Source organism: Kitasatospora hibisci (assembly GCF_043950205.1).
GTDB lineage: Bacteria > Actinomycetota > Actinomycetes > Streptomycetales > Streptomycetaceae > Kitasatospora > Kitasatospora hibisci.
Genome location: NZ_CP171642.1, coordinates 1,285,161 through 1,310,672, shown reverse-complemented (window position 1 = coordinate 1,310,672; position 25,512 = coordinate 1,285,161). Strand labels below are relative to the sequence as shown.

Sequence of the window (25,512 nt, the reverse complement as noted above, 5' to 3'; positions counted from 1 at the left end):
CTGCAGGTAGGGGGCATTCAGTTCATACATGTGTTACGTAACTGATGAGTAAGTTCAGTACTTGAGCGCGAATTGAGGTTCGCCCCGGGATCGTGCACTCTTGACGGCGAATCGAGTTATAGGAATGGTGGGCCGTGCATAGTGATGCTGGCCCGGACGGGTGACGGCTACTGCCGCCGGGGTCGTTCGTCCGCTACGGTATGCGCCACCACCGCGCGCGGTGTCGTGTCCGCGCCCGCCGTCGCCCCCGCCCCGCCCTAGCCTGGGGCGATGACTGATCGCACGTCCGGTCCGCCGCGTCCGGTCCGCTACCGCCCGCTCTCGCCGCTGCGCGAGCACCTGCGGGACTCGTTCTGGTTCGCGCCGCTGCTGTCCTGCCTCGGCGCCGTGCTGCTCGCCTCGGTCGCGGCCTGGCTGGACGAGCAGGCGGTCTCCGCCACCGTCGCCGAGACCGGCTCGGCCGACGAGCTGATGCGGTTCAACGGCGCGGCCAGGAGCGTGGTCTCCACCGTGAGTTCGGCGATGCTCACCTTCATCGCCGTGGTGTTCTCGATCTCCCTGGTGGCCCTCCAGATGGCCGCCAGCCAGTTCTCCCCGCGCGTGCTCAGGCTCTACGTGCGCAGCCGGCTGACCAAGGCGACCTTCTCGGTCTGCCTCGCCACCTTCCTGTTCTCGCTGCTGGTCCAGCTCAGCTACGACGACTCCACCGACCCCGCCGAGGTCACCGCGGTGCCGCTGTTCTCCGGCCTCACCGCGGTGCTGCTGGTGCTGCTCAGCCTCGGGCTGTTCGTGCTCTACGTGCAGGCGACCATGCGGCTGCTGCGCGTGCCGCACGTCATCGACCGGATCGCCGACGAGTCGGTGGCCGTCGTCCGCCAGTACCGGCTGATGCCGCCCGAGGCGCGGCCGCCGGCCGTCCCGGAGGGGACTCCCACCCTGCTGCACGAGGGTCGGTCCGGAGTGCTGCGCGACATCGACATCGCCCGGCTGGTGCGGATCGCCCGCAAGCACGACGTGGTGCTCCATCTCGTGCCCCGGATCGGCGACTTCGTCACCCCCGGCACCCCGATCGTCCGGGTGGCGGGCGCCGCCGACCGCCCGCCGCGCCCGCGCCGGATCGCCCAGGCGTTCAATGTGGGCGTCGAGCGGACGATGCACCAGGACCTCGGCTTCGGCTTCCGGCAGTTGGTGGACATCGCGATCCGCGCGCTCTCACCGGCCGTCAACGACCCGACCACCGCGGTCCAGGCCGTCGACCGGATCCACCAACTGCTCGGGATGGTCGCGCAGGAGAGCCTCGGCGACCTCTGCTACCGCGACAGGGCCGGCACCGTCCGGCTGGTCGAACCGGTGCCGGACTGGGGCAGTGTGGTCGACCTCGCGTTCACCGAGATCCGCCTCTGCGGCGCCGGCCACCCCCAGGTGACCCGCCGGCTGGCCGCGGCCCTGGACGACCTGCTGCGGATCGCCCCCGAGCCGCGGCGCCGCGAACTCCTCTATCAGCGAGAGCTGTTGGACCGTGCCGTGGCCGAGAACCTGGCTGATCCGGACGCCCGCGCCTTCGCGCTGAAGCCCGACCGCCAGGGGATCGGCTGACTGATGCTGGATTCCTCAAATGATGTGTATAGAGCGCGCGTTGAGGATCTCCGGGTGACTGGGGGTGGGGTGTGCCGGGGTTGTTGCGGGCTCGGCCTGCCGTGGGGGCGGACGAGGAGAGGGTGATCGCCAGGCTCGCAGGGGCGCGGAAGGCGCCGGCGGATCTGGTGATGCGGGCGCGGATCATCGCCCTGGTCAAGCAGGTGCCGCCCGGACGGCCGACCCGGCAGGCGGACGGGGAACTGGCCCCTGCCGACGAGGCAGGGCCGCCGGAGTGGACGCCGGACGCTCTGCCCGAGGAGGCCCGGCGGCTGGGGATCGAGGTCGGCCGCTCGCAGGTGCGGTGGATTCGTCTGGCCGAGGGCGTGCGGTGACGCCGTACCCGCTCGTGGACCCGCTCGAAGGACCGGGACTTCGAGGGAAGGGAACGCGGATCACCGGCCTGTACACCTGCCCGCCCGACGGCGCGACGGTCGTGTGCGCCGACGGGCTCGGGCCGGTGATCCCGCGCACCTTCCCGCCGGTGCCGGGCCGGTCACCGGACGGGCACCGCATCAAGAACGAGATCGACTACTCCCGCGGGCCGGAGAAGACCTACCATCGGACGGCTTCATCCAGCTGCGGACTTCGGCACCGACCAGACCGCCGACAGCCCTACTCCACAGCGATTCAGATCGCCCTGAGGCACAAGGTTACGGTGCCGTGAAGGGCTTGGAGGGCGCTAGCGTTATTGCACTGTTCGCCCTCGTTTGGGCCGAGGACCTGTGAGATCTCCACTAGATAGTCAGCACCGGAAGGAATGCGGCGGTCGGCGCAGAACCAACCGTCCAGCAGGCGGACAGTGTCCAGCCTGCCAGTGCCATTGCCCCAGCCAAGGACGCAGTCACCGGCGCGGAATTGACGGTCGATGCACAGGGTGATGTCAGGGGGGCCGCCAGAGTGGACCCACTGCGTACTGCCTCCCTTGGGAGGCCCTGGGCACTCAGTGCCAGTAGGCAGTACCTTCGTGATTCGGTAGTACGCGTTCCACGCGTCGCAGGGCACCATATCCGGCTTGTACTCGTCGGCCGGCTGGCTGAGGGCGAAGTCACTCGGGTGTCCGTCTCCTACGTGGAAGCAGTCACCGACCCGGGCTGCTGCGAATACCTGACCAATGGCGTCCGGGGTGGGGCTGGGCTTGGGCGTCGGGCTGGGACTCGGGGTGGGACTGGGACTCGGGGTGAGGGTGGGACTGGGGCTGGGGGTGGGACTGAGCGTGGTCATGGCGCTCGACGTGGGGGAAGCCTGCCGGTGCGAGAAGGAGGGCAGGCCGCCGAAGGCAGCGGTGCCGAGCAGGCCGAGGATGAGGACAACGCACGCGCCGCCGATCCATGCGAGGTTGGAGCCGAATCGCTTCCGCTGAGGGGGAGATCCGTCGGAACGGCCGCTGCCGGGCCCGCCCGGTGTCCTCCTCTCTCGGGGACCTGAACCAGAAGGAGAAGACGGTAACTGGGCCGAGAGGGTCTGCACTTGCCGTTCGGTGATCATTGTCGTGACCGGCGCGGGAAGCCATTGGGCGGTCGTCTGGGTGGGGCTGGCAAGTTCCCTGAGGATGTCGGCCACCTCGGGGCGGTGCTCAGGGCTCTTGGCCAGGCAGCGGTGCACCAGGTCAGCCAGGTAGGCCGGCAGGCCGGTCAGGTCGGGTTCGTCGTGGACGATGCGGTAGACGATCGCTTCGGCCGAGCCTGTACCGAACGGACTACGTCCGGTGGCGGCGAACGCCAGGACAAGTCCGAGGGAGAACACGTCACTGGGAGGGCCGATCTCGTGGCCGCGCGCCTGCTCGGGGGACATGAAAGACGGGGTGCCGACGACGGAGCGGGAGAGGGTGTGGGAGGTGGCGTCGAGTGCGCGGGTGATGCCGAAGTCGATGACGTGGGGGCCGTTGTCGGCGAGGATCACGTTGGAGGGCTTGAGGTCGCGGTGCACCAGGTTGCAGGCGTGGATCGCCCGGAGCCCTTCGGCCAGTCCCGCGCCGAGCACTGCGGTCGCCTCCGGCGGCAGCGGGCCGTTCGTCTCGACAGCTTGGTGCAGCGACGGCCCGGGAATGTATGCGGTGACCAGCCACGGCGGGTCAGCATCGGGATCGGCCTCAACCACCTGGGCGGTGTAGAACCCGCCGACTCGGCGCGCTGCCTCGACCTCTATAGCGAAGCGGCGTCGGAATCCGGGATCGCCTGCCAGCTCGGGCCGCACCACCTTGACCGCGACCGGACGGCCACTGGGAGAGCGGCCCAGGAACACCTGCCCCATCCCGCCACCGCCCAGCCGCCCCTCCAACCGATAGTCCCCTACCGAGTGCGGATCACCCTGCCGGAGCGGCTCCGGCCAGACCGGTGAGCTCATCGCACGCCCGCATTCACGTGCTGGGCCGTACGGACTTGCTGACCGAGCGAACACTTGGCGTAGCCGATGGATTCGTTCACGCTGGGAGTGTACGAAGAGGCCGCGTTCATCGTACAGATCACCGAGAACTCGGGCGCGATCCATGAACTCGATGGTCTTCTCGGGCTCGCCGCCGACTCCCCGGCGACCAGCGCGTGTGGAATCCCGTTGCCCACGCTCGCGGTCGTGCCGCAGAGTAGGCGCATTAGCCCGGAACCATCGCCGCGGGAAGGAACGCACGTCATGAGCAACAGGCGCGCGTATCAGCGTTCTTCGGGTTCCCCGCAGAGCCAGGGGCATCCCTCCACGCGGTAGACCGGCACCCATCACGTGCCAGGCCGCCCAGGGGGAGCACCCCTTCCGGGCGGCCTTCGCGTTGCCGCCCCGCAGTGCCGGATGGTGTAACTGGCAGCACGCCTGACTTTGAATCAGGAGTCTCGGGATTCGGATCCTCGTCCGGCGGCGCAGTACCCGGAGAGTTGGCCGAGTGGTAAGGCAGCAGCTTGCTAAGCCGTAGTCGGGTGAAAGCCGGCGCGTGTTCGATCCGCGCACTCTCCGCGCAGTACAAGGCAGTTCATGGAGGAGCCAGCCGACACCGGCTGGCACCGCCACGTCACCCTCGTCGCCCTCGCCCACGCCTTCTGCACCCTCCGGAGGCTGGCCCGGGCCCCCAAAGGAACGGCAGCGGCCTGAGCCTCCACCAGATCGTCCGCGAGCTGCAGTTGGTCCTCGCCACCTGGGCCGGCCACTGCCCGACCTGCCACCGCGACATACCCACGCCCATACGAACCCGACCAAGCCCTACCAGTGACCGTTGACCAGGTCGGACGGGTCGGTGTTGGCGCCGCAGAGCAGGACGGCGATGCACTCGCCGTCCAGCTCGTCCAGCAGTTCCAGCGCGGCGTGCGCGGTGGCGGCGGCGTGTTCGACGGCGATCCGGTGCCCGTCCCAGAGGGCCTGCCGGGCCCGGACGATGGCCTCGTCGGACACCAGCACCGAACGCACGCCGTGGTGTCGGGCGGCGTCGACGGCAAGTGCGGTGGCCCGGCGGGCTCCCAGCGCGTCGGCCGCCACCGAGGCCACCGGTACGTCGACCGGCCCGCCCGCCGCCAGTGCGGCGTTCAGCGCCCGGCTGTGCTCCGGCTCCACCGCCACCACGCGGACGCCGTGCTCGCGCGCCGCCGCGGCCACCCCCGCGAACAGCCCGCCGCCGCCGACCGACACCACCACCGTGTCCAGGGACGGAAGCCGGGCGCAGATCTCGTCCAGGACCGTTCCCGCCCCGGCCGCGATCAGCGGGTGGTCGTAGGCGTGCGCGGCCAGGGCCCCGGCGGACGCCGCGAACTCCTCGCAGGCGGCCAGCGCCTCGGCGTATTCGCGGCCGACCGGCCGCACCTCGGCGCCGTACGAGCGCAGCCGGTCCACCTTGACGGCGGGGGCCGTCTCGGGGACGAACACCGTGGCCCGGACGCCGAGTTCGGCCGCCGCCCAGGCGCAGGCCAGGCCCGCGTTGCCGCCGGAGGCGATGGTCACGCCGGCGGTCGGCAGGTTGCCGGCCTCGGCGTGCGCGAGCAGGAAGTTCTGCGCGCCGCGCGCCTTGAAGCTCCCGGTGTGCTGCAGGTACTCCAGGGCCAGCCAGACCCGCCCGGCGGAGTCCCCGGGCGCCACCGCGACCGGCCGCACCCGGCCGGCGATCCGCCGGCCGGCGGCCCTGACCTGGTCGTACGTCAGCTGGTCCATCCTGCCTGCCCTCCGTCGATAGGCGCGGGTCGGTCGGTCGGTCGGTCAGTCGGTCGGCCGTGCCGCCGCCGCCGACCCTATGTCGTGCGGGCGGTGGCGTGAAGATCGCTCTCGCCCGGGCAGGGTGCCCGCGCCCGAGCGCTGCAGGGCGGCCGTGACCGCCCGTAGCTCCGCCGGGCCGGCGCGTGCAGCGGCCGGCTGGCCTCCCGGGGCGTGCGCCGCCGGGGAGCAGGTGAAGGACGGTCACCTGGGCTGGAGCCGGGCGGCCGGGGCGGGGGAGAGCGGGACGGCCGGCCTGGCGACGGGCGGGGCCACGAGGCGCGGATCCAGGACCAGGGTGTCCACGCCGAGCGGCGCGACGAGGGCGCGCAGCGCCGGTTCGGCGAGCTGCACGGAGGCCTGCTGCGGGCCGAGCAGGGCGGTGAGGGCCTCCGCCGAGGCGAAGCCGGTCGCGCACCGGCGGCCGTCGCGCAGGCGGAAGAGGCGGAGGGCGGTGGTGCGTCCGGTGACGGTGACCGGGACGTGCCAGACGACGCGGGCCATGCGGGTGCTCCCGAGTGGTGGAGGGGCCTGCCGGAACTGCTCTCTCGACGCTAGGGCGGCCGCGGACGCCCGGGCGCCGTCCATACGCGGCGTTGACCGAATGAGGCGCCGTGTTGACGGACTTCTGACGCACCGTGCGCTTCCGGCGGCCCCCCTCGCGGTGGCGCACACCGCCGGAGTGTGAAGTCTTCAAAGTTCCCTATCACTCCGCGTCTACTGGTACGTTGCGGTCAATAAGGGAAGTATGCGAGAGGTGAGCCCGTGTCGCAGTACTACTCGGTGGAGCAGGTCGCCGAACTGCTGGCCCTGCACGTCCGCACCGTGCGCGGCTACATCCGCGACGGCCGGTTGCGGGCGGCCAGGATCGGCAAGCAGTACCGGATCGCCCGCCAGGACCTGGAGGCCTTCACCGGCGCGCCGGTCGCCGAGCCGCCCGTCACCGAGCGGCGGTACGCCGAGGCGTCCGTCGTGGTCCGGATCGAGTCGATCGGCCGTGTCGAGGCCGGACGGGTGGCCAACACCGTGCTGGCGGCGATCGCCGGCCCGCGGGACGCCGGCGGCCCGCCGCTGCGGGTCGAGGCCGTCCACGAGGAGGACCGCGAGACCCTGCGGCTGGTCGTCCTGGGAGGCCTGGCCGACACCGCGGCCGTGCTCGCCCTCGTCGACACATTGATCAAGGAGAACCGGCATGGCTGAGACCCCCGGAACGGCTGAGGCCCCCGAAGGCACGGTGATGCGGGTGCCTGCCGAGGGCGTGCCGATCCGCGAGGAGCGCGACGCGACCGACCTGATCGGCGAGGCCCTGGGCCACGGCGCGACCTGGGTCGTCCTCCCGGTCGCCCGGCTGCACGGCGACTTCTTCCGGCTCGGCACCAGGGTGGCCGGCGGCATCGTGCAGAAGTTCGTCAACTACCGGATCGGCCTGGTCGTGCTCGGCGACATCGCCCACCACGTCGCCGCGAGCGACGCGCTGCGCGACTTCGTCCGGGAGAGCAACCGCGGGCGGCAGCTCTGGTTCCTGGCCGACGAGGCGGAGCTCGCCGACCGCCTGGCCGGGGCTGCGGCCGCCGCAGCCCGACGGCCCTCCGCCTGAATCCGAGGGCCCTCCGCTTGCCCCGCGCCCGCCCCGGGACCACGGTGGAGCTGACCGCCGTCCGCCCCGGGGCGGACGCCCGCGCACATTCCACGGCAGGGGGAGGTGGAGCGAGGGGGCATCGACGAGATATCTTGACGTCAAGACGTTGGAGACGTGAAGCGGAGTACCGATGACTGACTCGACCATCATCTATACGCACACCGACGAGGCGCCGGCCCTGGCAACGTACTCGTTCCTGCCGGTGGTCCAGGCCTATGCCTCGACGGCGGGCGTTCAGGTGGAGACTCGCGACATCTCCCTGGCCGGGCGGATCATCGCGAGCTTCCCGGAGCGTCTGGAGGAGGGCCAGCGGATCGAGGACGCCCTCGCCGAGCTGGGCGAGCTCGCCAAGACCCCGGGCGCCAACATCATCAAGCTGCCGAACATCTCGGCCTCCATCCCGCAGCTGAAGGCCGCGATCGCCGAGCTGCAGGCGCAGGGCTACGCGCTGCCGGACTACCCGGACGACCCGCAGACCGACGAGGACAAGGACGTCCGCGCCCGTTACGACAAGGTCAAGGGCAGCGCCGTCAACCCGGTCCTGCGCGAGGGCAACTCCGACCGCCGCGCCCCCGGCTCCGTCAAGAACTACGCCAAGACCCACCCGCACCGCATGGGCGCCTGGTCGGCCGACTCCAAGACCAATGTCGCCACCATGGGCGAGAACGACTTCCGCTCCACCGAGAAGTCGACCGTGATCGCCGCGGACGGCGCGCTGCGCATCGAGCTGGTGGCCGAGGACGGCACCACCACCGTGCTGCGCGAGAAGGTGCCGGTGCTGGCCGGCGAGGTCGTCGACGCCTCGGTGATGCGCGTCGCCGCGCTGCGCGAGTTCCTGGCCGCCCAGGTCGCCCGCGCCAAGGCCGAGGGCGTGCTGTTCTCGGTGCACCTCAAGGCCACCATGATGAAGGTCTCCGACCCGATCGTCTTCGGCCACGTGGTCCGCGCCTTCTTCCCGCAGACCTTCGCCAAGTACGGCGAGGCGCTGGTCGCCGCCGGTCTGAGCCCGAACGACGGTCTCGGCACCATCCTGAACGGCCTGGACAACGTGCCGCAGCTGGGTGCCGAGATCAAGGCCTCGTTCGAGGCCGAGCTGGCCGCCGGCCCGGCTCTGGCCATGGTCGACTCGGACAAGGGCATCACCAACCTGCACGTCCCGAGCGACGTCATCGTCGACGCGTCGATGCCGGCCATGATCCGCACCTCCGGCCACATGTGGGGCCCGGACGGCAACGAGGCCGACACCCTGGCCGTGCTGCCGGACAGCAGCTACTCCGGTGTGTACCAGGCCGTCATCGACGACTGCCGCGCCCACGGCGCCCTCGACCCGGCGACGATGGGCTCGGTGCCCAACGTCGGCCTGATGGCGCAGAAGGCCGAGGAGTACGGCAGCCACGACAAGACCTTCGAGATCGCCGTCGCCGGCACCGTCCGGCTCGTCGACGCCGAGGGCAACGTCGTCCTGGAGCAGGCCGTCCAGCCCGGCGACATCTTCCGCGCCTGCCAGACCAAGGACCTGCCGATCCAGGACTGGGTCAAGCTGGCCGTCACCCGCGCCCGTGCCACCGGCGACCCGGCCGTGTTCTGGCTGGACGAGAACCGTGCGCACGACGCCGTCCTGATCGAGAAGGTCAAGGCGTACCTGCCGCAGCACGACACCACCGGCCTGCAGATCGAGATCAAGTCCCCGGTCGAGGCCACCAAGTTCTCGCTGGAGCGCATCCGCCGCGGCGAGAACGCCATCTCGGTCACCGGCAACGTGCTGCGCGACTACCTGACCGACCTCTTCCCGATCCTGGAGCTGGGCACCAGCGCCAAGATGCTGTCGGTCGTCCCGCTGATGGCCGGCGGCGGCCTGTTCGAGACGGGCGCCGGCGGTTCCGCCCCGAAGCACGTCCAGCAGCTGGTCAAGGAGAACTACCTGCGCTGGGACAGCCTCGGTGAGTTCTTCGCGCTGGCCGCGAGCTTCGAGCACCTGGCCCAGTCCACCGGCAACGCCCGCGCCAAGGTACTGGCCGACACGCTGGACCGCGCCACCGGCACCTTCCTCAACGAGGACAAGTCGCCGAGCCGTCGCCTCGGTGGCATCGACAACCGCGGCAGCCACTTCTACCTGGCCATGTTCTGGGCCCAGGAGCTGGCCGCGCAGACCGAGGACGCCGAGCTGGCGCAGGCGTTCGCCGGTCTGGCCAAGGCGCTGACCGAGCAGGAGCAGACCATCGTCGCCGAGCTCGTCGCGGTGCAGGGCTCGTCGGTCGACCTGGGCGGCTACTACCAGCCCGACCCGGCCAAGGCCGCGGCCGTGATGCGTCCGTCCGCGACCTTCAACGAGGCGCTCGCCGACCTCGGCTGAGCACGGCCGAGGTGAAGCACGGGGAGGCTCCCGGGTCCTGACGGACCCGGGAGCCTCCCCGCGTCGGGCGACAGCCCGCCGGGGCTCACGCCTCCGGGGCGTCCTGCGGGCGGGCGTGGCGGGGGAGCAGGAAGGCGACCACGAAGGTCACCGCGAACAGGCCGGCGGTGAGACCGTACGTCCAGCCGGCGGCGTGGCGGAATCCGTCCGAACCCGCCCAGCCGAAGAAGGCGGTGCCGAGCAGCGCGACGCCGATCGAGCCGCCGAGCTGCTGCTGCGCGTTCAGCACGCCGGCCGCCGAACCGGTCTCGGAGTCCTCCACCCCGGCCAGGGCGATGTCGAAGAACGGCGCCATGATCAGGCCGAGCCCGAGGCCGGCCGCAGCCAGTGCGGGGACCAGCTCCCAGCTGGTGAGGCCGGTCGCCCAGTGCTCGACCGAGGCCCAGAGCCCGAGCACGCCCGCCGCCGCGACCGCCATGCCGGCGTGCAGCACCTTGCGGCCGTACCGCGGGCCGAGGACGGCGCCGGAGAGGACGGCGCCGAGCACGATGCCGAGCGAGAGCGGGATCATGCTCAGGCCGGAGTGGAGCGGGGTCCAGCCGAGGCCGAGCTGCAGGTAGAGGGTGAAGACCAGCAGCAGCCCGGAGACGGCGGCGAAGAAGACCAGCCCGGTGGCGAGCGCCGAGGTGAAGGCGCGCTTGGCGAACAGTGAGGGCTCGATCAGCGGGGTGCCGCCGCGGTGCAGCACCCGCCGCTGGTGGACGGTGAAGAGCCGGAGCACCGGCAGCGATGCCGCCATGGCGGCGTACGTCCAGAGCGGCCAGCCCAGTTCGCGGCCCTGCACCAGCGGGTAGACGAGGAGGAGGACGGCGGCGCTCAGCAGCAGGACGCCCACCGGATCGAGCCGGCCGGCGCCGGGGGTGCGGGTGGTGCGGTCGACGGGCAGCACCTTCAGGGCGGCGAGCACGGCGAGCACGCCGAGCGGCAGGTTGATCAGGAAGACCATCCGCCAGCCGGTGCCGAACCAGTCGGCGTCGGTGAGGTAGCCGCCCAGCGTCGGCCCGAGGACGGAGGAGAGTCCGAGGACGGGGCCGAACAGGCCGAAGGCGGCGCCCACCTCCTTGGGCGGGAACATCGCCTTGATCAGGCCGAGTCCCTGTGGGATCAGCAGCGCGGCGAAGAGGCCCTGGACGGTCCGGGCGGCGATCAGCGTGCCGGCGCCGGGCGCGCTCGCGCAGAGCACCGAGGCGACGGTGAAGCCGGCCGCGCCGACGACGAAGAGGCGTTTGCGGCCGAAGAGGTCGCCGAGCCGGCCGCCGGTGATCAGCAGGACGGCGAAGGCGAGCGTGTAGGAAGCGGAGATCCACTGGATCTGCGCGTCGCCACCGCCGAAGTCGTGCTGGATGGCGGGGGAGGCGACACCGACGATCGTGGTGTCGAGGAGGTCCATCACCTCGGCGGCGAGGATCACGGCGAGGGCGGCCCAGCGCAGCCGGTAGCCGGCCGGCTCGGGTGCGGCCGGAGCGGCGGGGGCGGGAATGGCGGTCTGACTGGTCATGCAGGGTCTCCGAGTGGATTCAGAGCTGGACGAACCTCGTTCGCCCGAACGAACACTGTTTGACGTGACGAACAGTGTTCTTCCATGGAACGGCGTTCGTGTCAAGTAGGGTGGGGTGCGTCGTCGACCGTGAAGGAGCCCTCCATGACCAGTGCCGCCCCGCGTTCGAGCTGGTCAGGGCAGTGGCAGGAGAAGGAGAAGGGCGGCTCCCGGCGCCAGCCGTTGACCCGTGAGCGGATCGTCGAGGCCGCGCTGCGGATCGTCGACACCGAGGGCATGGACGCGCTGAGCATGCGCCGGGTCGGCCAGGAGCTCGACACCGGTGCGGCCAGCCTCTACGCGCACGTCGGGAACAAGGAGGAGCTGGTCGAGCTGGTCCTCGACCTCGCCTACTCCGAGATCGAGCTCGAACGGCCGGATCCGGCCGACTGGCAGGAGCAGGTGAAGCGGCTGATGCGCCGCTCGCGGGACGTCCTGCTCGGCCACCGCGACCTGGCCAAGGCCGCCGTGGTCGCCAACGTCCCGATGACCCCGCACGCGATGGACGTCGCCGAGAACATGCTCGCCATCCTGCGCTCCGGCGGCCTGGACGAGCAGACGGCCGCGTACGGGGTGGACCTGATCGGGCTGTACACCACGGCGACCACCTTCGAGGCCTCGACCCGCAGCGGCGGGAACTCGCAGGAGTTCACCGACCAGGTCCTGGCGTACTTCGGCACGATCCCGGTCGACCGGTACCCGATGATCACCTCGATGGCCGTGGCGCTCACCCGCAACGTCTGGGGCGAGCGGTTCGAGTTCGGCCTGGACATCCTGGTGGCCGGCCTGGCCCGGCACGGCGGCGGGACCGACCCGTCGGCCTGACCGCGCCCGTCGGCCTGACCGCGCCCGTTGGGGTCGGCCGCCGCGAGGCCGCAGACGCAGGAGCCCCCGCCCGTGGCCGGGCGGGGGCTCCTGCGGACGGAGGGGCCGGCTCAGCCGGCGTCGGCGGCCGGGGCCGCCGGGCGCTGGTTCCGCTTGTCGAGCGAGGCCAGGTAGGCGTTGTACGCGGCCAGCTCGGCGTCGCCGTTGCGGTCCTCGGCGCGGTCCCGGCGGCGGGAGAGCCGCTGCTCGGAACGCATCCACTGGTAGACCAGGGCGATCAGCACGATCGCGGTCGGGATCTCGCCGAACGCCCAGGTGATGCCGCCGGCGAGCTTCTGGTCGGCCAGCAGGTCGGTGCCGGGCGGGGCGCCCGCCTCGGTGAAGGTGCTCACCAGCTGGTGGCTGCCCATCATCACGGCCACGCCGAAGAACGCGTGGAACGGCATCCCCATGAACAGCTCGATGATCCGCATCACGTGGCCGGGCCGGTGCGGGCCCGGGTCCACGCCCATGATCGGCCAGAAGAACGCCAACCCGGTGGCCAGGAAGTGCACCATCATGAAGATGTGCCCGAGCCGGTACTGCATCAGGAAGTCGAACAGCGGGGTGAAGTACACCCCGTAGAGGCTCGCGATGAACAGCGGAATGGTGAACGCCGGGTGCGAGATCACCCGGACGTAGGTGCTGTGCAGCAGCGCCACCAGCAGCTCGCGGGGGCCGCGCGGCCGGCCCTTGCCGGCCGGCCGCAGCGAGCGCAGCGCCAGCGTGATCGGCGCTCCGAGCAGCAGCAGGATCGGCGACAGCATGGAGAGCACCATGTGCTGCATCATGTGTGCGCTGAACAGCACCATGCCGTAGTCGTTGAGCCCGGTGCAGGTGACCAGGATCACCGATCCGACGCCCGCGACCCAGCCGACGGTCCGGCCGACCGGCCAGCGGTCGCCGCGGCGGTACAGCCGGACCACCCCGGTCACGTACAGCGCCAGGGCGACCAGGCAGCCGATCAGGAAGACCCAGTCGGGGGACCAGGTCATGACGTTGGAGAGGGAGAACGGTCCCAGCTGCGACATCCCGCCGTGGTGGTGCATCCCTGACATTCCGTCGCCCATCGGCGGGTCCTGCTTTCCCTCGTCGCGGCCCCTGGGTGGGTCCGGTTCGCCCGTTTTGGTTCGCCCTACAGCCTAGGCGGGCCTTACTCCGGGCCTCCCCCCGACCCCCTTCCGGCACGAGCCGGGCCGGGAAGGACGGGGCCGGAGGGTACCGGTCCCGGCCGGGCCGGATGCGCGGGGCCGTACCGGGACGGTCGTCCGGCTCACCGGCCGTGCCTCAGGTCACCACCGCCCGCTGTTCGGCCAGGTACGGCCGGTGCGCGCGCTCCGCGGCGATCTCCCGGAGGGTGGTCACGGCGTGCAGCACGTCGGCATGGGACACGTAGAGGGCGTTGACGCCGAAGCGGAGCAGGTCGGGGGCGCGCATGTCGCCGATCACCTCGCGATCGGCCAGGGCCCGGACCAGGGCGTAGGCCTCGGGGTGGCGCAGGGCGACCTGACTGCCGCGCCGCTCCGGTGCGCGCGGAGTGGCGGGAGCGAAACCCTGCGCGGCGAGCAGGTCGTCCGCGCAGTCGAGCAGGAAGCCGGTCAGGGAGAGGCTCTTGGCTCGCAGCCGGCCCGGGTCGACGCCGTCGAACACGGTGAGGGCGGCTTCCAGCGCGAGCAGGGAGAGCATCGGCGGGGTGCCGATCCGTGCGCGGGCGATGCCCTCGGCGGGACGGTACTCCTCGGTCGGGTCGAACGGGTCGGCGTGGCCGTTCCAGCCGGTCAGGGGGTGGTCGAAGCCGGCCTGGTGGCGGTGGGCGACGTAGAGGAAGGCCGGGGCGCCCGGGCCGCCGCACAGGTACTTGTAGCCGCAGCCGACGGCCAGGTCGGCGCCGAGTGCGTCCAGGTCGAGGGGCAGCGCTCCGGCGGCGTGGCACAGGTCCCACACCGCCAGCGCGCCCGCGTCGTGGGCGGCCCGCGTCACGGCCGCCGGGTCGGTCAGCCGGCCGGTGCGATAGTCGACCGGCGCGCCGAGCACGGCGGCCACCTGCTCACCCTCCCGGGACAACAGCTCCGCCAGCGCGTCGGCCGGTACCGCACGGAGCCGGAGGCCGTGGAGCCGGGCGACGGAGGCGGCGAGGTACCGGTCGGTGGGGAAGTGGTCCCGGTCGACGACCAGCAGCGGCCGGCCGGGGCGGAGCCGGACCGCCGCGCTCAGCGCGTTGAACAGCTGCACGCTGGTGGAGTCGCCCACCACCACCTGCCCCGGAGCCGCGCCGATCAGGCGCCCGACCGCGTCGCCGACCCGCAGCGGGGCCTGCCACCAGCCGTGGTCGTTCCAGGAGCGGATCAGACCGGTGCCCCACTGCCGGTGCACCGCGTCCGCCAGTACCGGCGGGACGGCCGCGGGCAGTGCGCCGAGCGAGTTGCCGTCCAGGTAGACGACGCCCGGCGGGAGCAGGAACCGCTCGCGCAGGCCGGACAGCGGGTCGGCGGAATCCAGTGCGGCGGCCCGGGCGGCGAGGCGTTCGACGGTACTGCTCATGCCGTGCTCCCGGCGCCCGCGGCGTTCCCGGCGGTTCGCCCGGGCGTGAACTCGGCCGCCAGCCGGTGCAGCTGCTCCGCGACCGCGCGGGCACCCGGCGCGCCGGGCTCGATCAGGGTGTAGTGGCCGGTGTCCGGCAGCACGACGACCTCCAGGTCCCGGTGGACGGCGGCGTAGTCGGTGAACTGGTCCTGCGGCACCTCCTCGTCGACCGCGCCGTGCAGCAGGACCGTGCGCACCCCGGTGGTGCCCGGCCCGCGCAGCAGGGTGACCGGGTCCACCAGCGGCAGCCGATCCGGCAGGGCCTGCGGGCCGCCGAGCAGTTGCAGGGCCGCGTCCTCGCTGAGCCGGTCACGGACGGTGGCTTCGAGGTCGGTGAGCGGGGCCAGCGCGAGGATCGCGGTGGGCGACCCGGTGCTGTGCCAGGGGGAGTCGGCCGGCAGCAGGGCGCGGGCGCCGGCCCACAGCGCCAGGTGCCCGCCCGAGCAGTGCCCGGCGAGGACGTACGGCCGCCCGGCCGGGAGGGTGTCCACGATCCGCGCGATGTCGTCGAAGGTCTCGGGGTAGCCGCCCGCGCCGCCGGAGCGGCGGAAGCCCGGCAGCAGCGTGGTCAGCCCCTGGCCCGCCAGGTAGGCGGCGAACGGCGTCAGGTGCATCCGGTCGTATCGCCAGTATCCGCCGTGCAGCAGGATCACCAGGGGCGCGTCGTCGTGGCCGCCCGCGGCCGGCCACAGGTCGTAGACCTGGTGCGGGTGGTCGCCGTAACGGCCGTGGGCCGGAGCCAGCACCGGCCGGAGGCCGAGCACCCGCCGCTCCTCCTCGGCGGCGAAGGCGGAGATCGTCCTGCCGGCCGCCGTGGTCGTCGTGGCGGCGGCCGTCGTCGCGGCGGCCGTGGCGCTCGTGCCGGATGTGACGGACACGGGGTCAGACATCGCTGCGCACCGTCCACAGCTCGGGGAAGACCCGGCGCCGCGCGCGGCGGTCCAGCCAGTCCAGTCCGGAGGTGCCGGCGCTGCCCGGCCTGGCACCCATCGCGCGCCGCACCACCAGCAGGTGGTCGGTGCGCCAGCGCTCGACCGACTCGGCGATGTCGGTGAGCAGTTCGGCCAACCGCAGGAGCGGATCGTGCTGCGGTCCGCGGTAGATCCGCCGCCACACCTCGACGACGCCCTCGTCGGGCTCGTACTCCTGGGTGACGTCCCGTCGGAGCACGGCCTGCGGCACCTCGTGGCCCTGGGAGTGCAGGTAGCGCAGCACCTCGTCCCAGAGCGAGGGGGCGTGCAGGTGCTCACCCAGCTCGGCGTGCTCCACCGGGTCGCCGCGGTGGGCGTCCAGGATCGCGTCGGACTTCTCGCCGAGCAGGAACTCCATCATCCGGTACCGGACGGACTGGGCGCCCGAGGCCTTGCCGAAGGCGGCCCGGAAGCCGTTGAACCGGACCGGTGTCAGCGCGGCCAGCGGCGTCCAGCTGGCATTGAGCGACAGGTGGGCACGCCGGCTGCGCTCCAGCGCGTCCAGCGCCGCCGGCAGGTCCTGCTTGGCGAACGCGTCGCAGGCCGCGCGCCACTCGTGCACGATCAGCTTGAACCACAGCTCCATCACCTGGGTGGTGACCAGGAAACCCATCTCGTCGGGCGCGTCGGTGAACGGCTGTTGGAGCGAGCCGAGCACCGACGCGTGCACGTAGTCCTCGTACGGCGAGGTGCCCGCGAAGACGGCCAGCTCGGCGGCGTCCCCGGGGACGGGTGTTCGGTTGATCATCTGTGGGCTCCAGGGTGTCAGAGGCCGAGGTGGACGCCGCCGGTCGCGTCGATCCACTGGCCGGTGATCCAGCGGGCGTCGTCACCGGCCAGGAAGGCCACCACGTCGGCGATGTCGGCGGGCGCGCCGAGCCGGTTGAAGGCCGAGTGCGCGGCGAGGGCGCTGCGGATCTGCGGGTCGGCGAGGGTCGGATTGATCGCGGTCTCGGTGAAGCCGGGCGCGACGGTGTTGACGGTGATGCCGCGCGGGCCCAGCTGCAGGGCCAGGGCAGGGGTGAGGACGTCCAGCGCGCCCTTCGTCATCGTGTAGGCGGCGATCGCCGGGTAGGCGATCCGGGCGGCGCCCGAGGAGATGTTGACGATGCGGCCCCCGTCGTGCAGCCGTGGCAGCGCGCGCTGGAGGATGAAGAACGGCGCGCGGGTGTTGACGGCGAAGACCCGGTCGTAGTCCTCCTCGGTGACGTCTGCGATGGACTTGGGCAGCGTGACGCCCGCGTTGTTCACCACGACGTCCACCCCGGCCGGTGCGCCGAGCGCCTCCAGGCCCCGGTCGAAGCCGTCCCAGACGGCCTCGGCGTCGCCGGGCACGCCGAGCTCGGCGCGCAGGGCGAAGGCCCGGCCGCCGGCCGCCTCGATCTGCTTGACGGTGTCCTGCGCGGCCTCGTGGTCGTGGCCGTAGTGCACGGCCACCAGTGCGCCCTCGGCGGCGAGCCGCAGCGAGATCGCCCGGCCGATGCCGCGGCTGCCGCCGGTCACCAGCGCGGTCCGGTCGGCGAGTCTGGTCGACGTCATGTCGGTTCCTCTCTGCGCCGGCCCCGCCGGGGCCGGCGTTCGGGACGCCCGGGTCTCAGGCGTCGAAGTCGAGTTCGATCGCGTCCGTCTGCGGACGGGCGCGGCAGGTGAGGGTGTAGCCGGCCGCCACCTCGGCCGGGTCGAGCGCGTACTGGCTGTCCAGCGCCGCCGAGCCGGAGACCACCCGGGCGCGGCAGCTGCCGCAGAGCCCGACCCGGCAGGAGTACGGAGCGTCCGGCCGGACCCGCAGCACCGCGTCCAGCAGGGTGCGGTCGCCGGGCAGCATCCGGGCGCCGGCGGTGTGGCCGCCGAGCCGCGCGGTGACCCGGACGCTGCGGCCGGCCGGCGGCACCGGGACCGCGGCGGGCGTCCCCTCGGGCGAGAAGAGCTCCAGGCGGATCTGCCGCTCGGCCGCGCCGGCCTCGGCGAGCGCGGTCCGGGCCAGCGCCACCAGCCCCCACGGCCCGCACAGGTAGAAGGCGGTGCCCGCGTCGAACTCGGTGCCCGGCGCGGACAGCAGGCGCCGCAGCCGGTCGCCGTCGAGCCGGCCGGAGAGCAGCTCCGCCTCCCGGCGTTCCCGGGAGAAGACCTGGAGCACGGTGAACCGGTCCAGGTACGCGTCCTTCAGGTCGGCCAGCTCGTCGGCCAGCAGCAGCGAGCCGGCGCCGCGGGCGGCGTACAGCAGCGAGACGCGGCAGCTCGGGTCGTCGCGCAGCGCGGCCGCGGCCATCGCCAGCAGCGGGGCGATGCCGGTGCCGCCGGCCAGCAGCACGTGGTGCCCGACCGGTGCGGCGGCCAGCCGGAAGGTGCCGGCCGGCGGGGAGACGTGCAGCCGGTCTCCCACCGCCAGGCGGGTCGTCGCGTGCTCCCCGAAGCCGTCCGGGCTCGCCCGCTTGACGATCAGCCGGAGCCGGCCGGGGTCGAACGGCGGCGGGCAGACCGAGTAGCAGCGCCGCAGCTCGCGCCCGTCCTGCCGGTGGCGGACCACCACGTGCTGCCCGGCCCGGTGGGAGAAGGCCCCGGCCAGCCGGTCCGGGACCGCGAGGGTGATCGCCACGGTGTCCTCGGTGAGATGGTCCAGGCTGCTCACCGTCAGCGCGTGCCAACCCTGCGGCCCGGCGGACCGGTCGGTGTCGTCGATCATGCTCAGCACTTCGCCTCACCCCGTCCTGAACTGCGCGAACGTCTCCCGGCACGCCGTGCACAGCAGGATCGACTGGCAGCGGGTGGCTCCGAACGGGCTCAGCGGCCGGGTGGCCGGCGAGCCGCAGTGCGGGCAGGACGGCCCGAGCTCCAGCGTCACCGGCCCGGCCCCGGCCGGGCGGCCGGGCGGGGCGATCCCGTGCTCGGCGAGCCGGCGCCGGCCCCGCTCGCTGATCCGGTCGGTGCTCCAGGCCGGGACCAGCACCCGGTGCACCCGGCCCGCCGGGTGGCCGGCCTCGGTGAGCACACCGCGCACCGCCTGCTCGATGACCTCCATCGCCGGGCAGCCCAGGAACGTCGGGGTGAGCTCCACCTCGGGCGTGCCGTCCGCGCCGATCCGGACCGCGTGCACGACGCCCAGATCGCCGAGGGTCACCACGGGCAGCTCCGGATCGGGCAACTCCTCTATGGCGGAGCGCAGTTCGGACAGCCGCTGTTCGGACAGCCGCTGCTCGGACGGCCGTGGCGGCCGGGTGGCCGCGGCGCCCGCTCGGGCCGATTCGCCGAAGTTCACCAGACACCTCCCGGGTACTGACGGTGGACCGACTGCAGCTCGGCCAGCAGCAGCCCGAACTCCTCCGAGTGGCGCCCGTCCCGGCCACCGCCGGCCGACCAGGACGGCTCGGGCACGCGCAGGCCCGCCCGGACCACCACCTCGGCCACCTCGCGCTGCCAGCGCTCGCGCACCCCGCCCGGGGCGGGGACCAGACCCGCCGCGTCCAGCCGCGCCGCCGCCTCGTCCGCCTCGAACAGCTCGGCGGCGTACGGCCACATCCGGTCCAGGCCCTCCTGCATCCGGCGCCGGCTCTCGGGCGTGCCCAGGCCCAGGCGGACCGTCCAGCCGTCGGCGTGCGCCCGGTGGTAGCCCACCTCCGTCGCGGCGCGCCCGGCGAAGGCGGCCAGCTCGGGGGCCGCGCAGCTCGCCAACTCGGCGTAGTAAAGGCTCGCGTAGTGCGTGTAGAGCAACTGCCGGGCCACCGTGACGGCGAAGTCGCCCCCCGGGAGCTCGGTGAGCAGCGTGTTGCGGAACTCGCGTCCGTCGCGCAGGTACGCCAGGTCGTCCTCGCTGCGGCCGGTGCCGTCCAGGCGGCCGCTCATGGTCAGCAGGACGCGGGCGTGGCCGAGCAGGTCCAGGGCGATGTTGGACAGCGCCAGGTCCTCCTCGATGCTCGGCGCCCGGGTGATCCAGGCGCACAGCCGCTGGGCCAGGACCAGTGCGTCGTCGCCGAGTCCGAGCGCGCAGCGGGCGAGGTCGTGCTCCCGGGCCACCGTCGCCCCGGCGGTGGTACCGGCCGTCGTGTCAGCGGTCACGGCCCGCTCCCTCCGCGGACTCGGCCGGCTCGGGTGAACCGGAGGACTCGGACTGCTCTGACTGCTCGGAATGCTCGGACGGCTCCGGACCGCCCAGCGGCGCGTAGTGGTCGGGGTAGCGGTACGGCTTGGCGGACGCGCCCGCGAAGTACGGGTCCTTCTCCTGCGGTGAGACCGCGTGCACCTGGTCCGAGCGGACCACCCACAGGGACTGCGGTTCGCCCCGGCGGGCGAACAGGTCGCGTGCGGTGGCCAGGGCCAGCTGATGGTCCGCCGCGCGGACCGAGCCGACGTGCTGGTGGGCCAGTCCGCGCCTGGCCCGCAGGAACACCTCCCAGGACGCCGGCGCCCCGCCGTTGCCGCCGGTCATGACGCCACCTCCGTCGTCTCGTCGCCGCTGCGGCTCGCGTACGCCTCGGCGGCCTCCCGCACCCAGGCGCCGTCCCGGTGGGCCGCCTCCCGGTGCGCGAGGCGCTGCCGCGCCCAGTGGGTGCCGTCCGCCAGCGCCCGCCGGTAGCAGGGCCAGTCGATCGGGCCGAAGTCGTGGTGGCCGCGCCCGGGGTTCCAGCGGATCGCCGGGTCCGGCAGGGTCAGCCCCAGGCTCTCGGCCTGCGGCACGACCAGGTCCACGAAGCGCTGGCGCAGCTCGTCGTTGGTGTGCTGCTTGATGCCCCAGGCGATCGCCCGCCGGGAGACCGCCGAACCGACCGCCACGCCCGCGCCGCCCGCCTCGGTGTCCGGCGGGCCGAACATCAGCGCCACCGCGGGCAGCCACCAGCGGTTCACCGCGTCCTGGGCCATCCGGTGCTGCTCCGGCGTGCCCCGGCTCAGCGACAGCAACTGGTCGTAGCCCTGCCGTACGTGGAACGCCTCCTCCTGGCAGACCCGCCGCATCGCCCGCGCGTACGGGCCGTAGGACGTACGGGTCAGCGGCGCCTGGTTGACCACCGCGGCGCCGTCCGTGAGCCAGGCGATGGCGCCGGTGTCCGCCCAGGTCAGCGCCGGGTGGTCGAAGGTCGCCGCGTAGTGCTGCTGGCCGCGGTGCAGCGCGTCCAGCAGGTCGGCGCGGTCCACGCCCAGGGTCTCGGCCGCCGAGTACAGGTACATGCCGTGCCCGGCCTCGTCCTGCACCTTGGCCAGCAGGGCCGCCTTGCGGTGCAGGGACGGCGCGCGGGTCAGCCAGGCGCCCTCCGGCTGCATGCCGATGATCTCCGAGTGCGCGTGCTGGGCGATCTGCCGGATCAGCATCCGCCGGTAGCCGTCGGGCAGCCAGTCGTGGGGCTCGACGGTCTCGCCGGCCGCTACCAGCGCCTCGAACCGTGCGAGCAACTCCTCGTCGTCCTGGCGTGGTCGCCCGCTCCGTTCGCCCTGCCCGGTGGCCGGCGCGTGAAGCGTCGGCCGATGCCCGCCGGTCATGTTGGCCACTCCCTCGGTTCCCCTGCCGGTCCGGGCGCCGCGTCCTCACGACCGGCGCCTCCGAAACAGAAAGAGGCGCCGATCGGCGCGGGCTATCCCCGGCGCCGCGGATCCGCGGCGTGACGAAGGTCACGCGCCGGGTGGGGAGTGCCGGGCCGGTGGCGTCCCTCCTTCCAGAGGTGACGGCAGTGCCGGGAGCCACCGCCCGCGGCGGCTGCGCGGCGGACGGGCCGTACGGCGAAGTGAACGAGCGCATGAAGCGAACGAGCGCACAGCGAAAGGGAAACCATGAGCCTGATCAGGTCGATGCTGGTGGAACTGACCGGCACCTCGGAGTACACCGACGCGATCGGTGACGACGCCGACCTCGCAGCCAGCGGCATCGACAGCGGGGACCTGGTGCGCCTGGTCCTGCTCATCGAGCAGCGCACCGGCGTGGAGGTCACCGCCGAGGACATGGAGAAGCTCGCCACGATCGGTGACTACGAGCGCTTCGTCGAGGAGCGGAGCGCCGCCCTGCAGTCCGGCGGCGCGTGATGTGGCTCAGCCAGCTGACGGACCGCAACCGGCAGTGCTTCCCCGACCGGGTGGCGCTGGTGGACGAGCGCCGGTCGGTGACCTGGTCCCAGTTCCACGAGCGCACCGTCCGCCTCGCCCGGGGACTGGCGGCTCTCGGCATCGCCAGCGGTGACCGGGTGGTGGTGCTCTCGCTGGACCGCGTCGAGGTGCTGGAGACCTACTTCGCGCTGGCCCGGCTCGGTGCGCTGTTCGTTCCGCTCAACCACAGTCTCACGGTGCCCGAGGTCGCCGAGATCGTGGAGCGGGTGGAGCCGACCGCCCTGGTCGGCGAGACGGCGCTGCTGGAGCGCTTCGCGGACCTCCCGGTGTCGCGGCGGATCGCCCTGGACGAGCCGGACTTCGCGGAACTCGGAGAGGACGCAGCGGAGTTCGAGCTGCCGGAGGTCTCGGACACCGACCCCGTCGCGATCCTGCACACCTCGGCCACCACCGGTCGGGCCAAGGGCGTGGTGGTGGACCAGCGGTCGTTCCGGGCGATCGCCCTCGGCTGGCTGGCCGTCAGCAGGCCGGCCGACGACATGGTGCTGGTCAACTGCTGCCCGCTGTACCACGGCAGCATGGTGGTCACGCTGACCTACCTGGCCGCCGGGGCCACCGCCGTGCTGATGCCCGGCTTCACCCCGCAGCGCGCGCTGGCCGCGATCGAGACCCACCGCGCCACGCACATCTGGCTGGTCCCGCAGATGCTGCGCTTCATGCTGCAGGCCAAGGCCCTGGAACGCACCGGGTTCGGCACCCTGCGCGAGGTGCTGTACGGCGCCGCGCCGATGCCCCGAGAGGTGTACGCGGCGGCCGCCGAGCGGCTGGGCTGCGGGTTCCGGCAGGTCTACGGCATGACCGAGGTCGGCGGCCCGTTCGTCACCCTCGGCCCGGAGGAGCACCCGGCCCCGGACGCGGTGGGCGAGATCATCCCCGCCGGCCGGGTCGTCCCCGGCATGTCCGTGCGCGCGATCGGCGCGGAGGGGCGGGAGGTGGAGCCGGAGGCGATCGGCGAGATCGTGGTCCGCGGGCCGGGCGTCATGCACGGCTACCTGCACAATCCGGACGCCACCGCCGAGATCACCACCGCGGACGGCTGGATCCGCACCGGTGACCTCGGCCGGATCGACCGGGCCGGCCGCATCCACCTGGTCGACCGCACCAAGGACCTCATCCTGCGGGCCGGGCAGAACGTCTACCCGTCCGAGATCGAGCGGGCGCTGATGCAGCACCCGGCGGTGCGGGACGCGGCCGTGGTCGGTATGCCCGACGCCGACTACGGCGAGGTGCCGCTGGCCTACGTGGTGGCCGAGGCGGACACCGGCCGCGCCGAGTTGCAGCGCCACCTGGCCGAGCGGCTGGCGCCGTACAAGCGCCCGGCGCGGATCGAGTTCATCGAGCAGGTGCCGCGCAATCCGGCCGGGAAGATCGTCAAGAAGCTGCTCCGGGCGTGACCGCGGAGCTCGTGCGGCGGCGGGTTCTGGACGACCTGCCGCCGCTCGGCGCTGCACTGGCCGCCCGCGGCCTGTCCCTGGGCTGGGCCGTCGCCGGGGACGCCGTGGACGGCGGCGCCGAGCACGTGGACGCCGCACCCGCCGGGCCGAGCGAGGCACGGGCCGCGGCCGGAATGCCGCCCACCCGGCGCCGCGAGTTCCTGGCCGGCCGGTGCGCGGCGCGGCGTGCCCTTCGTGCGGCGGGCGGCCCGGTGGGCGAGATCGGGCGGGCGGGGCGCCGACCGCTGGCGCCGGCCGGCTGGGCGCTCTCCATCAGCCACTCGGCCGGGCTCGCGGTGGCCCTCGCCGCGCCGCTCGACCGGCACGCCGCGGTCGGCTGCGACCTGGAGCTGCGCCGGCTGCCGGCCGCCGCGGCACGGCTGGTGTTGACCGGGCCGGAGCGCGCCTGGGTCGGCGACGCCGGTACGCCGGAGGCGGAGCACCGGCTGCTGGCCCTCTTCTCCGCCAAGGAGGCGGCCTTCAAACTGCTCTGCGGCCTGCAGCCGGAGACCTTCGGCGCGCTCACCGTGGCCCGCCTGACCGCCGATCCGCCGCCGGCCGGCGCCCGGCCGCGGGCCTTCCGCCTGCGGCCGAGCCTGCCGGGCGCCCCGGGTGCACCGCCGCCCGCGGCGCTGGTGCGGGTCGACGCCGCGGGCGACGGGGTGTTCTGCTGGACGGCGCTGCCCACCCAGGCGCTGTCCGGTCCTAGCGCCCGGCGTTGACCAGCACCGCCATGTTGCCCGGCGGGTGCTGGTTGTCGTGGATGAGCTGGTGCGCCAGCCCGACCTCCTCGAAGTCGAAGGTGCGCGACAGGCACGGGTCGATGTGCCCCTGCGCGATCAACGCGGAGACCTCCCGCGCCTCCCGGGCGCTGGCCACGTGCGAGCCCTGCAGGCGCTTCTGCCGCATCCACAGGAACCGCAGGTCCACGTCGCCGTTGTAGCCGGTGGTGCCGCCGCAGATGACCACCATGCCGGCGTTGTCGCACAGGTACATCGAGGTGGGGATGGTGTCCTGGCCGGAGTGCTCCAGCACGATCCGCGGCGCCCGCCGCTCGCCCAGCACCTCCCAGAACCGGCGGCCGAACGCCCGGGCCCCCTTGAGCCAGTGGGCCATCGCCTCCTGGTCGGTGGCGTCCGGCAGCCGTCCCCAGTGGTCGAAGTCGCGCCGGTCGATCCAGCCCCGGGCGCCCAGGCGGACGCAGAACTCGCCGCGCTCCGCGCTGGAGACCACCGCCACCGGGATGCCCCCGGCGTGCCGGACCAGCTGGATCGCGATGCTGCCCAGACCGCCCGCGCCGCCCCAGATCAGTACCGGGTCGCCGGGCCGGACCGCGTGTGGCTCCCAGCCGAACAGCTGGCGGTAGGCGGTGGCCGCGGTCGCGAGGTAGCAGGCGGCCTCGGCCCAGGACAGCCGGGCCGGCTTGGGGTGCAACTGGTAGTCGCCCACCACCGCGAACTGCGCGAAGGAGCCGTAGTTCTCCTCGTAGCCCCACACCCGCTGGCTGGCGGAGGTCGCCGGGTCGGCGCCGAGCCTGATGTCCTCGGCGTGCTCGTCCCAGGTGCTGGCGAGCACCACCACCTCGTCGCCGGGCCGGAACTGCTGCACCCCCTCGCCGGTGGCCCAGACCACGCCGGAGAGGTCGGAGCCGCCGATGTGGAAGTCCTCGGTGGCGCCCTGCTTCTGCCGGGCCGCGATCACGTCCAGCGGGTAGCCCTGCGCCGCCCAGACGTTGTTGTAGTTGACGCCGGCCGCCATCACCTTCACCAGCACCTGGTTGCGGCCGACCGGCGGCACGTCCACCACCTCGGTGCGGAAGGCGTCGGCGGGGCGCCCGTAGCGCTCCCGGCGGATCAGCGAGGCGTACATGCGACGCGGCGTGCGCCCCAACTCGGGGGCGTCGCCGAGTTCGTAGAGGTCCTTCGCGGCGAAGGGGACCTGGCTCGGCTGGTTCACCGGGAGACTCCTCGGGTGGTGGTACCGGGGTGGGTGGCGGCGGCCGCGCGCTCGGCGGCGGCCAGGCAGGCGCGGTGGGAGGCCGCCGGCATCGCCTGCCGCCAGCCGGCCGGGAGCGCGGCGAAGACCGGCCAGAGCGAGTGTTCGCCTGCGGCGTTCACCAGTAGCACGTGCGACGCCTCGTCGCCGCGGTCCTCGAACGGACTGCACACGGTTCTCTCCTGTCTCAG

Annotated in this window: 24 protein-coding genes, 2 tRNA genes and 1 pseudogene; 11 read left to right on the top strand and 16 right to left on the bottom strand. The window is 73.1% G+C overall.

The features are described 5' to 3' along the window. Positions 1-270: 270 nt before the first annotated feature. Both ACF9IK_RS05605 and ACF9IK_RS05600 read left to right on the top strand, forming a co-directional pair. Complete coding sequence (locus tag ACF9IK_RS05605) at positions 271-1,596, top strand: DUF2254 domain-containing protein (protein ID WP_395293121.1); 1,326 nt, start codon at positions 271-273, stop codon at positions 1,594-1,596. Between the two features lie 122 nt (positions 1,597-1,718). Next, positions 1,719-1,970: a hypothetical protein gene (locus ACF9IK_RS05600; RefSeq protein ID WP_395293120.1), complete on the top strand. Its 252-nt coding sequence runs from the start codon at positions 1,719-1,721 to the stop codon at positions 1,968-1,970. A 295-nt stretch (positions 1,971-2,265) separates the two neighbouring features. On the opposite strand, the gene ACF9IK_RS05595 is transcribed toward ACF9IK_RS05600, so the two are convergent. Beyond that, a complete protein-coding gene (locus ACF9IK_RS05595; protein ID WP_395293119.1) occupies positions 2,266-3,981 on the bottom strand; it encodes a serine/threonine-protein kinase in 1,716 nt (571 codons plus the stop codon). A 429-nt stretch (positions 3,982-4,410) separates the two neighbouring features. On the opposite strand from ACF9IK_RS05595, the gene ACF9IK_RS05590 reads away from it, so the two are divergent. Further along, positions 4,411-4,483, top strand: a tRNA-Gln gene (locus tag ACF9IK_RS05590). Positions 4,484-4,493: 10 nt separating this feature from the next. Then, positions 4,494-4,578, top strand: a tRNA-Ser gene (locus ACF9IK_RS05585). A 243-nt stretch (positions 4,579-4,821) separates the two neighbouring features. Here ACF9IK_RS05585 and ACF9IK_RS05580 read toward each other — a convergent pair. Continuing rightward, complete coding sequence (locus ACF9IK_RS05580; protein ID WP_395293118.1) at positions 4,822-5,760, bottom strand: serine/threonine dehydratase; 939 nt, start codon at positions 5,758-5,760, stop codon at positions 4,822-4,824. A 243-nt stretch (positions 5,761-6,003) separates the two neighbouring features. Then, positions 6,004-6,303, bottom strand: a complete 300-nt coding sequence (locus ACF9IK_RS05575; protein ID WP_395293117.1) for an SAV_915 family protein — start codon at positions 6,301-6,303, stop codon at positions 6,004-6,006. A gap of 261 nt (positions 6,304-6,564) precedes the next feature. On the opposite strand from ACF9IK_RS05575, the gene ACF9IK_RS05570 reads away from it, so the two are divergent. The 3 genes from ACF9IK_RS05570 (at position 6,565) to ACF9IK_RS05560 (ending at position 9,791) form a co-directional block, all read left to right on the top strand. Beyond that, positions 6,565-6,999: a helix-turn-helix domain-containing protein gene (locus ACF9IK_RS05570; protein ID WP_395293116.1), complete on the top strand. Its 435-nt coding sequence runs from the start codon at positions 6,565-6,567 to the stop codon at positions 6,997-6,999. Continuing rightward, positions 6,992-7,396 carry a DUF4180 domain-containing protein gene (locus ACF9IK_RS05565; RefSeq protein ID WP_395293115.1) on the top strand — a complete coding sequence of 135 codons (405 nt, stop codon included), beginning with the start codon at positions 6,992-6,994 and terminating at the stop codon, positions 7,394-7,396. Before ACF9IK_RS05570 ends, ACF9IK_RS05565 begins: the two co-directional genes overlap by 8 nt. Positions 7,397-7,568: 172 nt before the next feature. Then, positions 7,569-9,791, top strand: a complete 2,223-nt coding sequence (locus ACF9IK_RS05560; protein ID WP_395293114.1) for an NADP-dependent isocitrate dehydrogenase — start codon at positions 7,569-7,571, stop codon at positions 9,789-9,791. 85 nt (positions 9,792-9,876) lie between these two features. Here ACF9IK_RS05560 and ACF9IK_RS05555 read toward each other — a convergent pair whose 3' ends face one another. Next, on the bottom strand, positions 9,877-11,349 hold the full coding sequence (locus tag ACF9IK_RS05555; RefSeq protein ID WP_395293113.1) for an MFS transporter: 1,473 nt from the start codon (positions 11,347-11,349) through the stop codon (positions 9,877-9,879). A 144-nt stretch (positions 11,350-11,493) separates the two neighbouring features. On the opposite strand from ACF9IK_RS05555, the gene ACF9IK_RS05550 reads away from it, so the two are divergent. Further along, positions 11,494-12,213, top strand: coding sequence for a TetR/AcrR family transcriptional regulator (locus ACF9IK_RS05550; protein WP_395293112.1), 720 nt, complete (start codon positions 11,494-11,496; stop codon positions 12,211-12,213). Positions 12,214-12,323: 110 nt separating this feature from the next. Here the strand turns inward: ACF9IK_RS05550 and ACF9IK_RS05545 are convergent, their stop codons facing one another. The 10 genes and pseudogenes from ACF9IK_RS05545 to paaA form a co-directional block, all read right to left on the bottom strand. Beyond that, entirely contained in the window at positions 12,324-13,301 is a 978-nt protein-coding gene (locus ACF9IK_RS05545) for a cytochrome c oxidase assembly protein (protein WP_395298474.1), read from the bottom strand. A gap of 238 nt (positions 13,302-13,539) precedes the next feature. Continuing rightward, positions 13,540-14,793 (bottom strand): kynureninase, encoded by a 1,254-nt coding sequence (locus tag ACF9IK_RS05540; RefSeq protein ID WP_395293111.1) that lies wholly within the window; start codon positions 14,791-14,793, stop codon positions 13,540-13,542. Then, positions 14,790-15,725 (bottom strand): alpha/beta hydrolase family protein, encoded by a 936-nt coding sequence (locus ACF9IK_RS05535; protein WP_395293110.1) that lies wholly within the window; start codon positions 15,723-15,725, stop codon positions 14,790-14,792. Before ACF9IK_RS05535 ends, ACF9IK_RS05540 begins: the two co-directional genes overlap by 4 nt. Then, complete coding sequence (locus tag ACF9IK_RS05530; RefSeq protein ID WP_395293109.1) at positions 15,718-16,554, bottom strand: tryptophan 2,3-dioxygenase; 837 nt, start codon at positions 16,552-16,554, stop codon at positions 15,718-15,720. The genes ACF9IK_RS05535 and ACF9IK_RS05530 overlap by 8 nt, the downstream gene beginning before the upstream one ends. 17 nt (positions 16,555-16,571) lie before the next feature. Continuing rightward, positions 16,572-17,345 (bottom strand): SDR family oxidoreductase, encoded by a 774-nt coding sequence (locus tag ACF9IK_RS05525; RefSeq protein WP_395293108.1) that lies wholly within the window; start codon positions 17,343-17,345, stop codon positions 16,572-16,574. A gap of 55 nt (positions 17,346-17,400) precedes the next feature. After that, positions 17,401-18,489 (bottom strand): 2Fe-2S iron-sulfur cluster-binding protein, encoded by a 1,089-nt coding sequence (locus ACF9IK_RS05520; RefSeq protein ID WP_395293107.1) that lies wholly within the window; start codon positions 18,487-18,489, stop codon positions 17,401-17,403. A gap of 15 nt (positions 18,490-18,504) precedes the next feature. After that, a complete protein-coding gene (gene paaD, locus ACF9IK_RS05515) occupies positions 18,505-19,062 on the bottom strand; it encodes a 1,2-phenylacetyl-CoA epoxidase subunit PaaD (RefSeq protein ID WP_395293106.1) in 558 nt (185 codons plus the stop codon). After that, complete coding sequence (gene paaC / locus ACF9IK_RS05510) at positions 19,059-19,859, bottom strand: 1,2-phenylacetyl-CoA epoxidase subunit PaaC (RefSeq protein ID WP_395293105.1); 801 nt, start codon at positions 19,857-19,859, stop codon at positions 19,059-19,061. The genes paaD and paaC overlap by 4 nt, the downstream gene beginning before the upstream one ends. A gap of 94 nt (positions 19,860-19,953) precedes the next feature. Next, positions 19,954-20,229: pseudogene (gene paaB / locus ACF9IK_RS05505) on the bottom strand (1,2-phenylacetyl-CoA epoxidase subunit PaaB); the annotation flags it as partial. Beyond that, the gene (gene paaA, locus ACF9IK_RS05500) at positions 20,226-21,275 is read right to left on the bottom strand and encodes a 1,2-phenylacetyl-CoA epoxidase subunit PaaA (protein ID WP_395293104.1); all 1,050 of its coding nucleotides are present in this window, start codon (positions 21,273-21,275) and stop codon (positions 20,226-20,228) included. The gene paaA and the pseudogene paaB, both read right to left, overlap by 4 nt. Positions 21,276-21,563: 288 nt before the next feature. Between paaA and ACF9IK_RS05495 the strand changes: the two genes are divergently transcribed. The 3 genes from ACF9IK_RS05495 to ACF9IK_RS05485 are packed head-to-tail and all read left to right on the top strand — an operon-like array spanning position 21,564 to position 24,048. Then, complete coding sequence (locus ACF9IK_RS05495; protein ID WP_380478959.1) at positions 21,564-21,812, top strand: acyl carrier protein; 249 nt, start codon at positions 21,564-21,566, stop codon at positions 21,810-21,812. After that, the gene (locus ACF9IK_RS05490; RefSeq protein ID WP_395298473.1) at positions 21,812-23,287 is read left to right on the top strand and encodes a class I adenylate-forming enzyme family protein; all 1,476 of its coding nucleotides are present in this window, start codon (positions 21,812-21,814) and stop codon (positions 23,285-23,287) included. Before ACF9IK_RS05495 ends, ACF9IK_RS05490 begins: the two co-directional genes overlap by 1 nt. Further along, positions 23,284-24,048: a 4'-phosphopantetheinyl transferase superfamily protein gene (locus tag ACF9IK_RS05485; RefSeq protein ID WP_395293103.1), complete on the top strand. Its 765-nt coding sequence runs from the start codon at positions 23,284-23,286 to the stop codon at positions 24,046-24,048. Before ACF9IK_RS05490 ends, ACF9IK_RS05485 begins: the two co-directional genes overlap by 4 nt. On the opposite strand, the gene ccrA is transcribed toward ACF9IK_RS05485, so the two are convergent. Next, positions 24,032-25,195, bottom strand: coding sequence for a crotonyl-CoA carboxylase/reductase (gene ccrA / locus ACF9IK_RS05480; RefSeq protein ID WP_395298472.1), 1,164 nt, complete (start codon positions 25,193-25,195; stop codon positions 24,032-24,034). The genes ACF9IK_RS05485 and ccrA overlap by 17 nt on opposite strands. An 83-nt stretch (positions 25,196-25,278) precedes the next feature. After that, entirely contained in the window at positions 25,279-25,494 is a 216-nt protein-coding gene (locus ACF9IK_RS05475; RefSeq protein ID WP_395293102.1) for an MbtH family NRPS accessory protein, read from the bottom strand. Between the last annotated feature and the right edge of the window lie 18 nt (positions 25,495-25,512).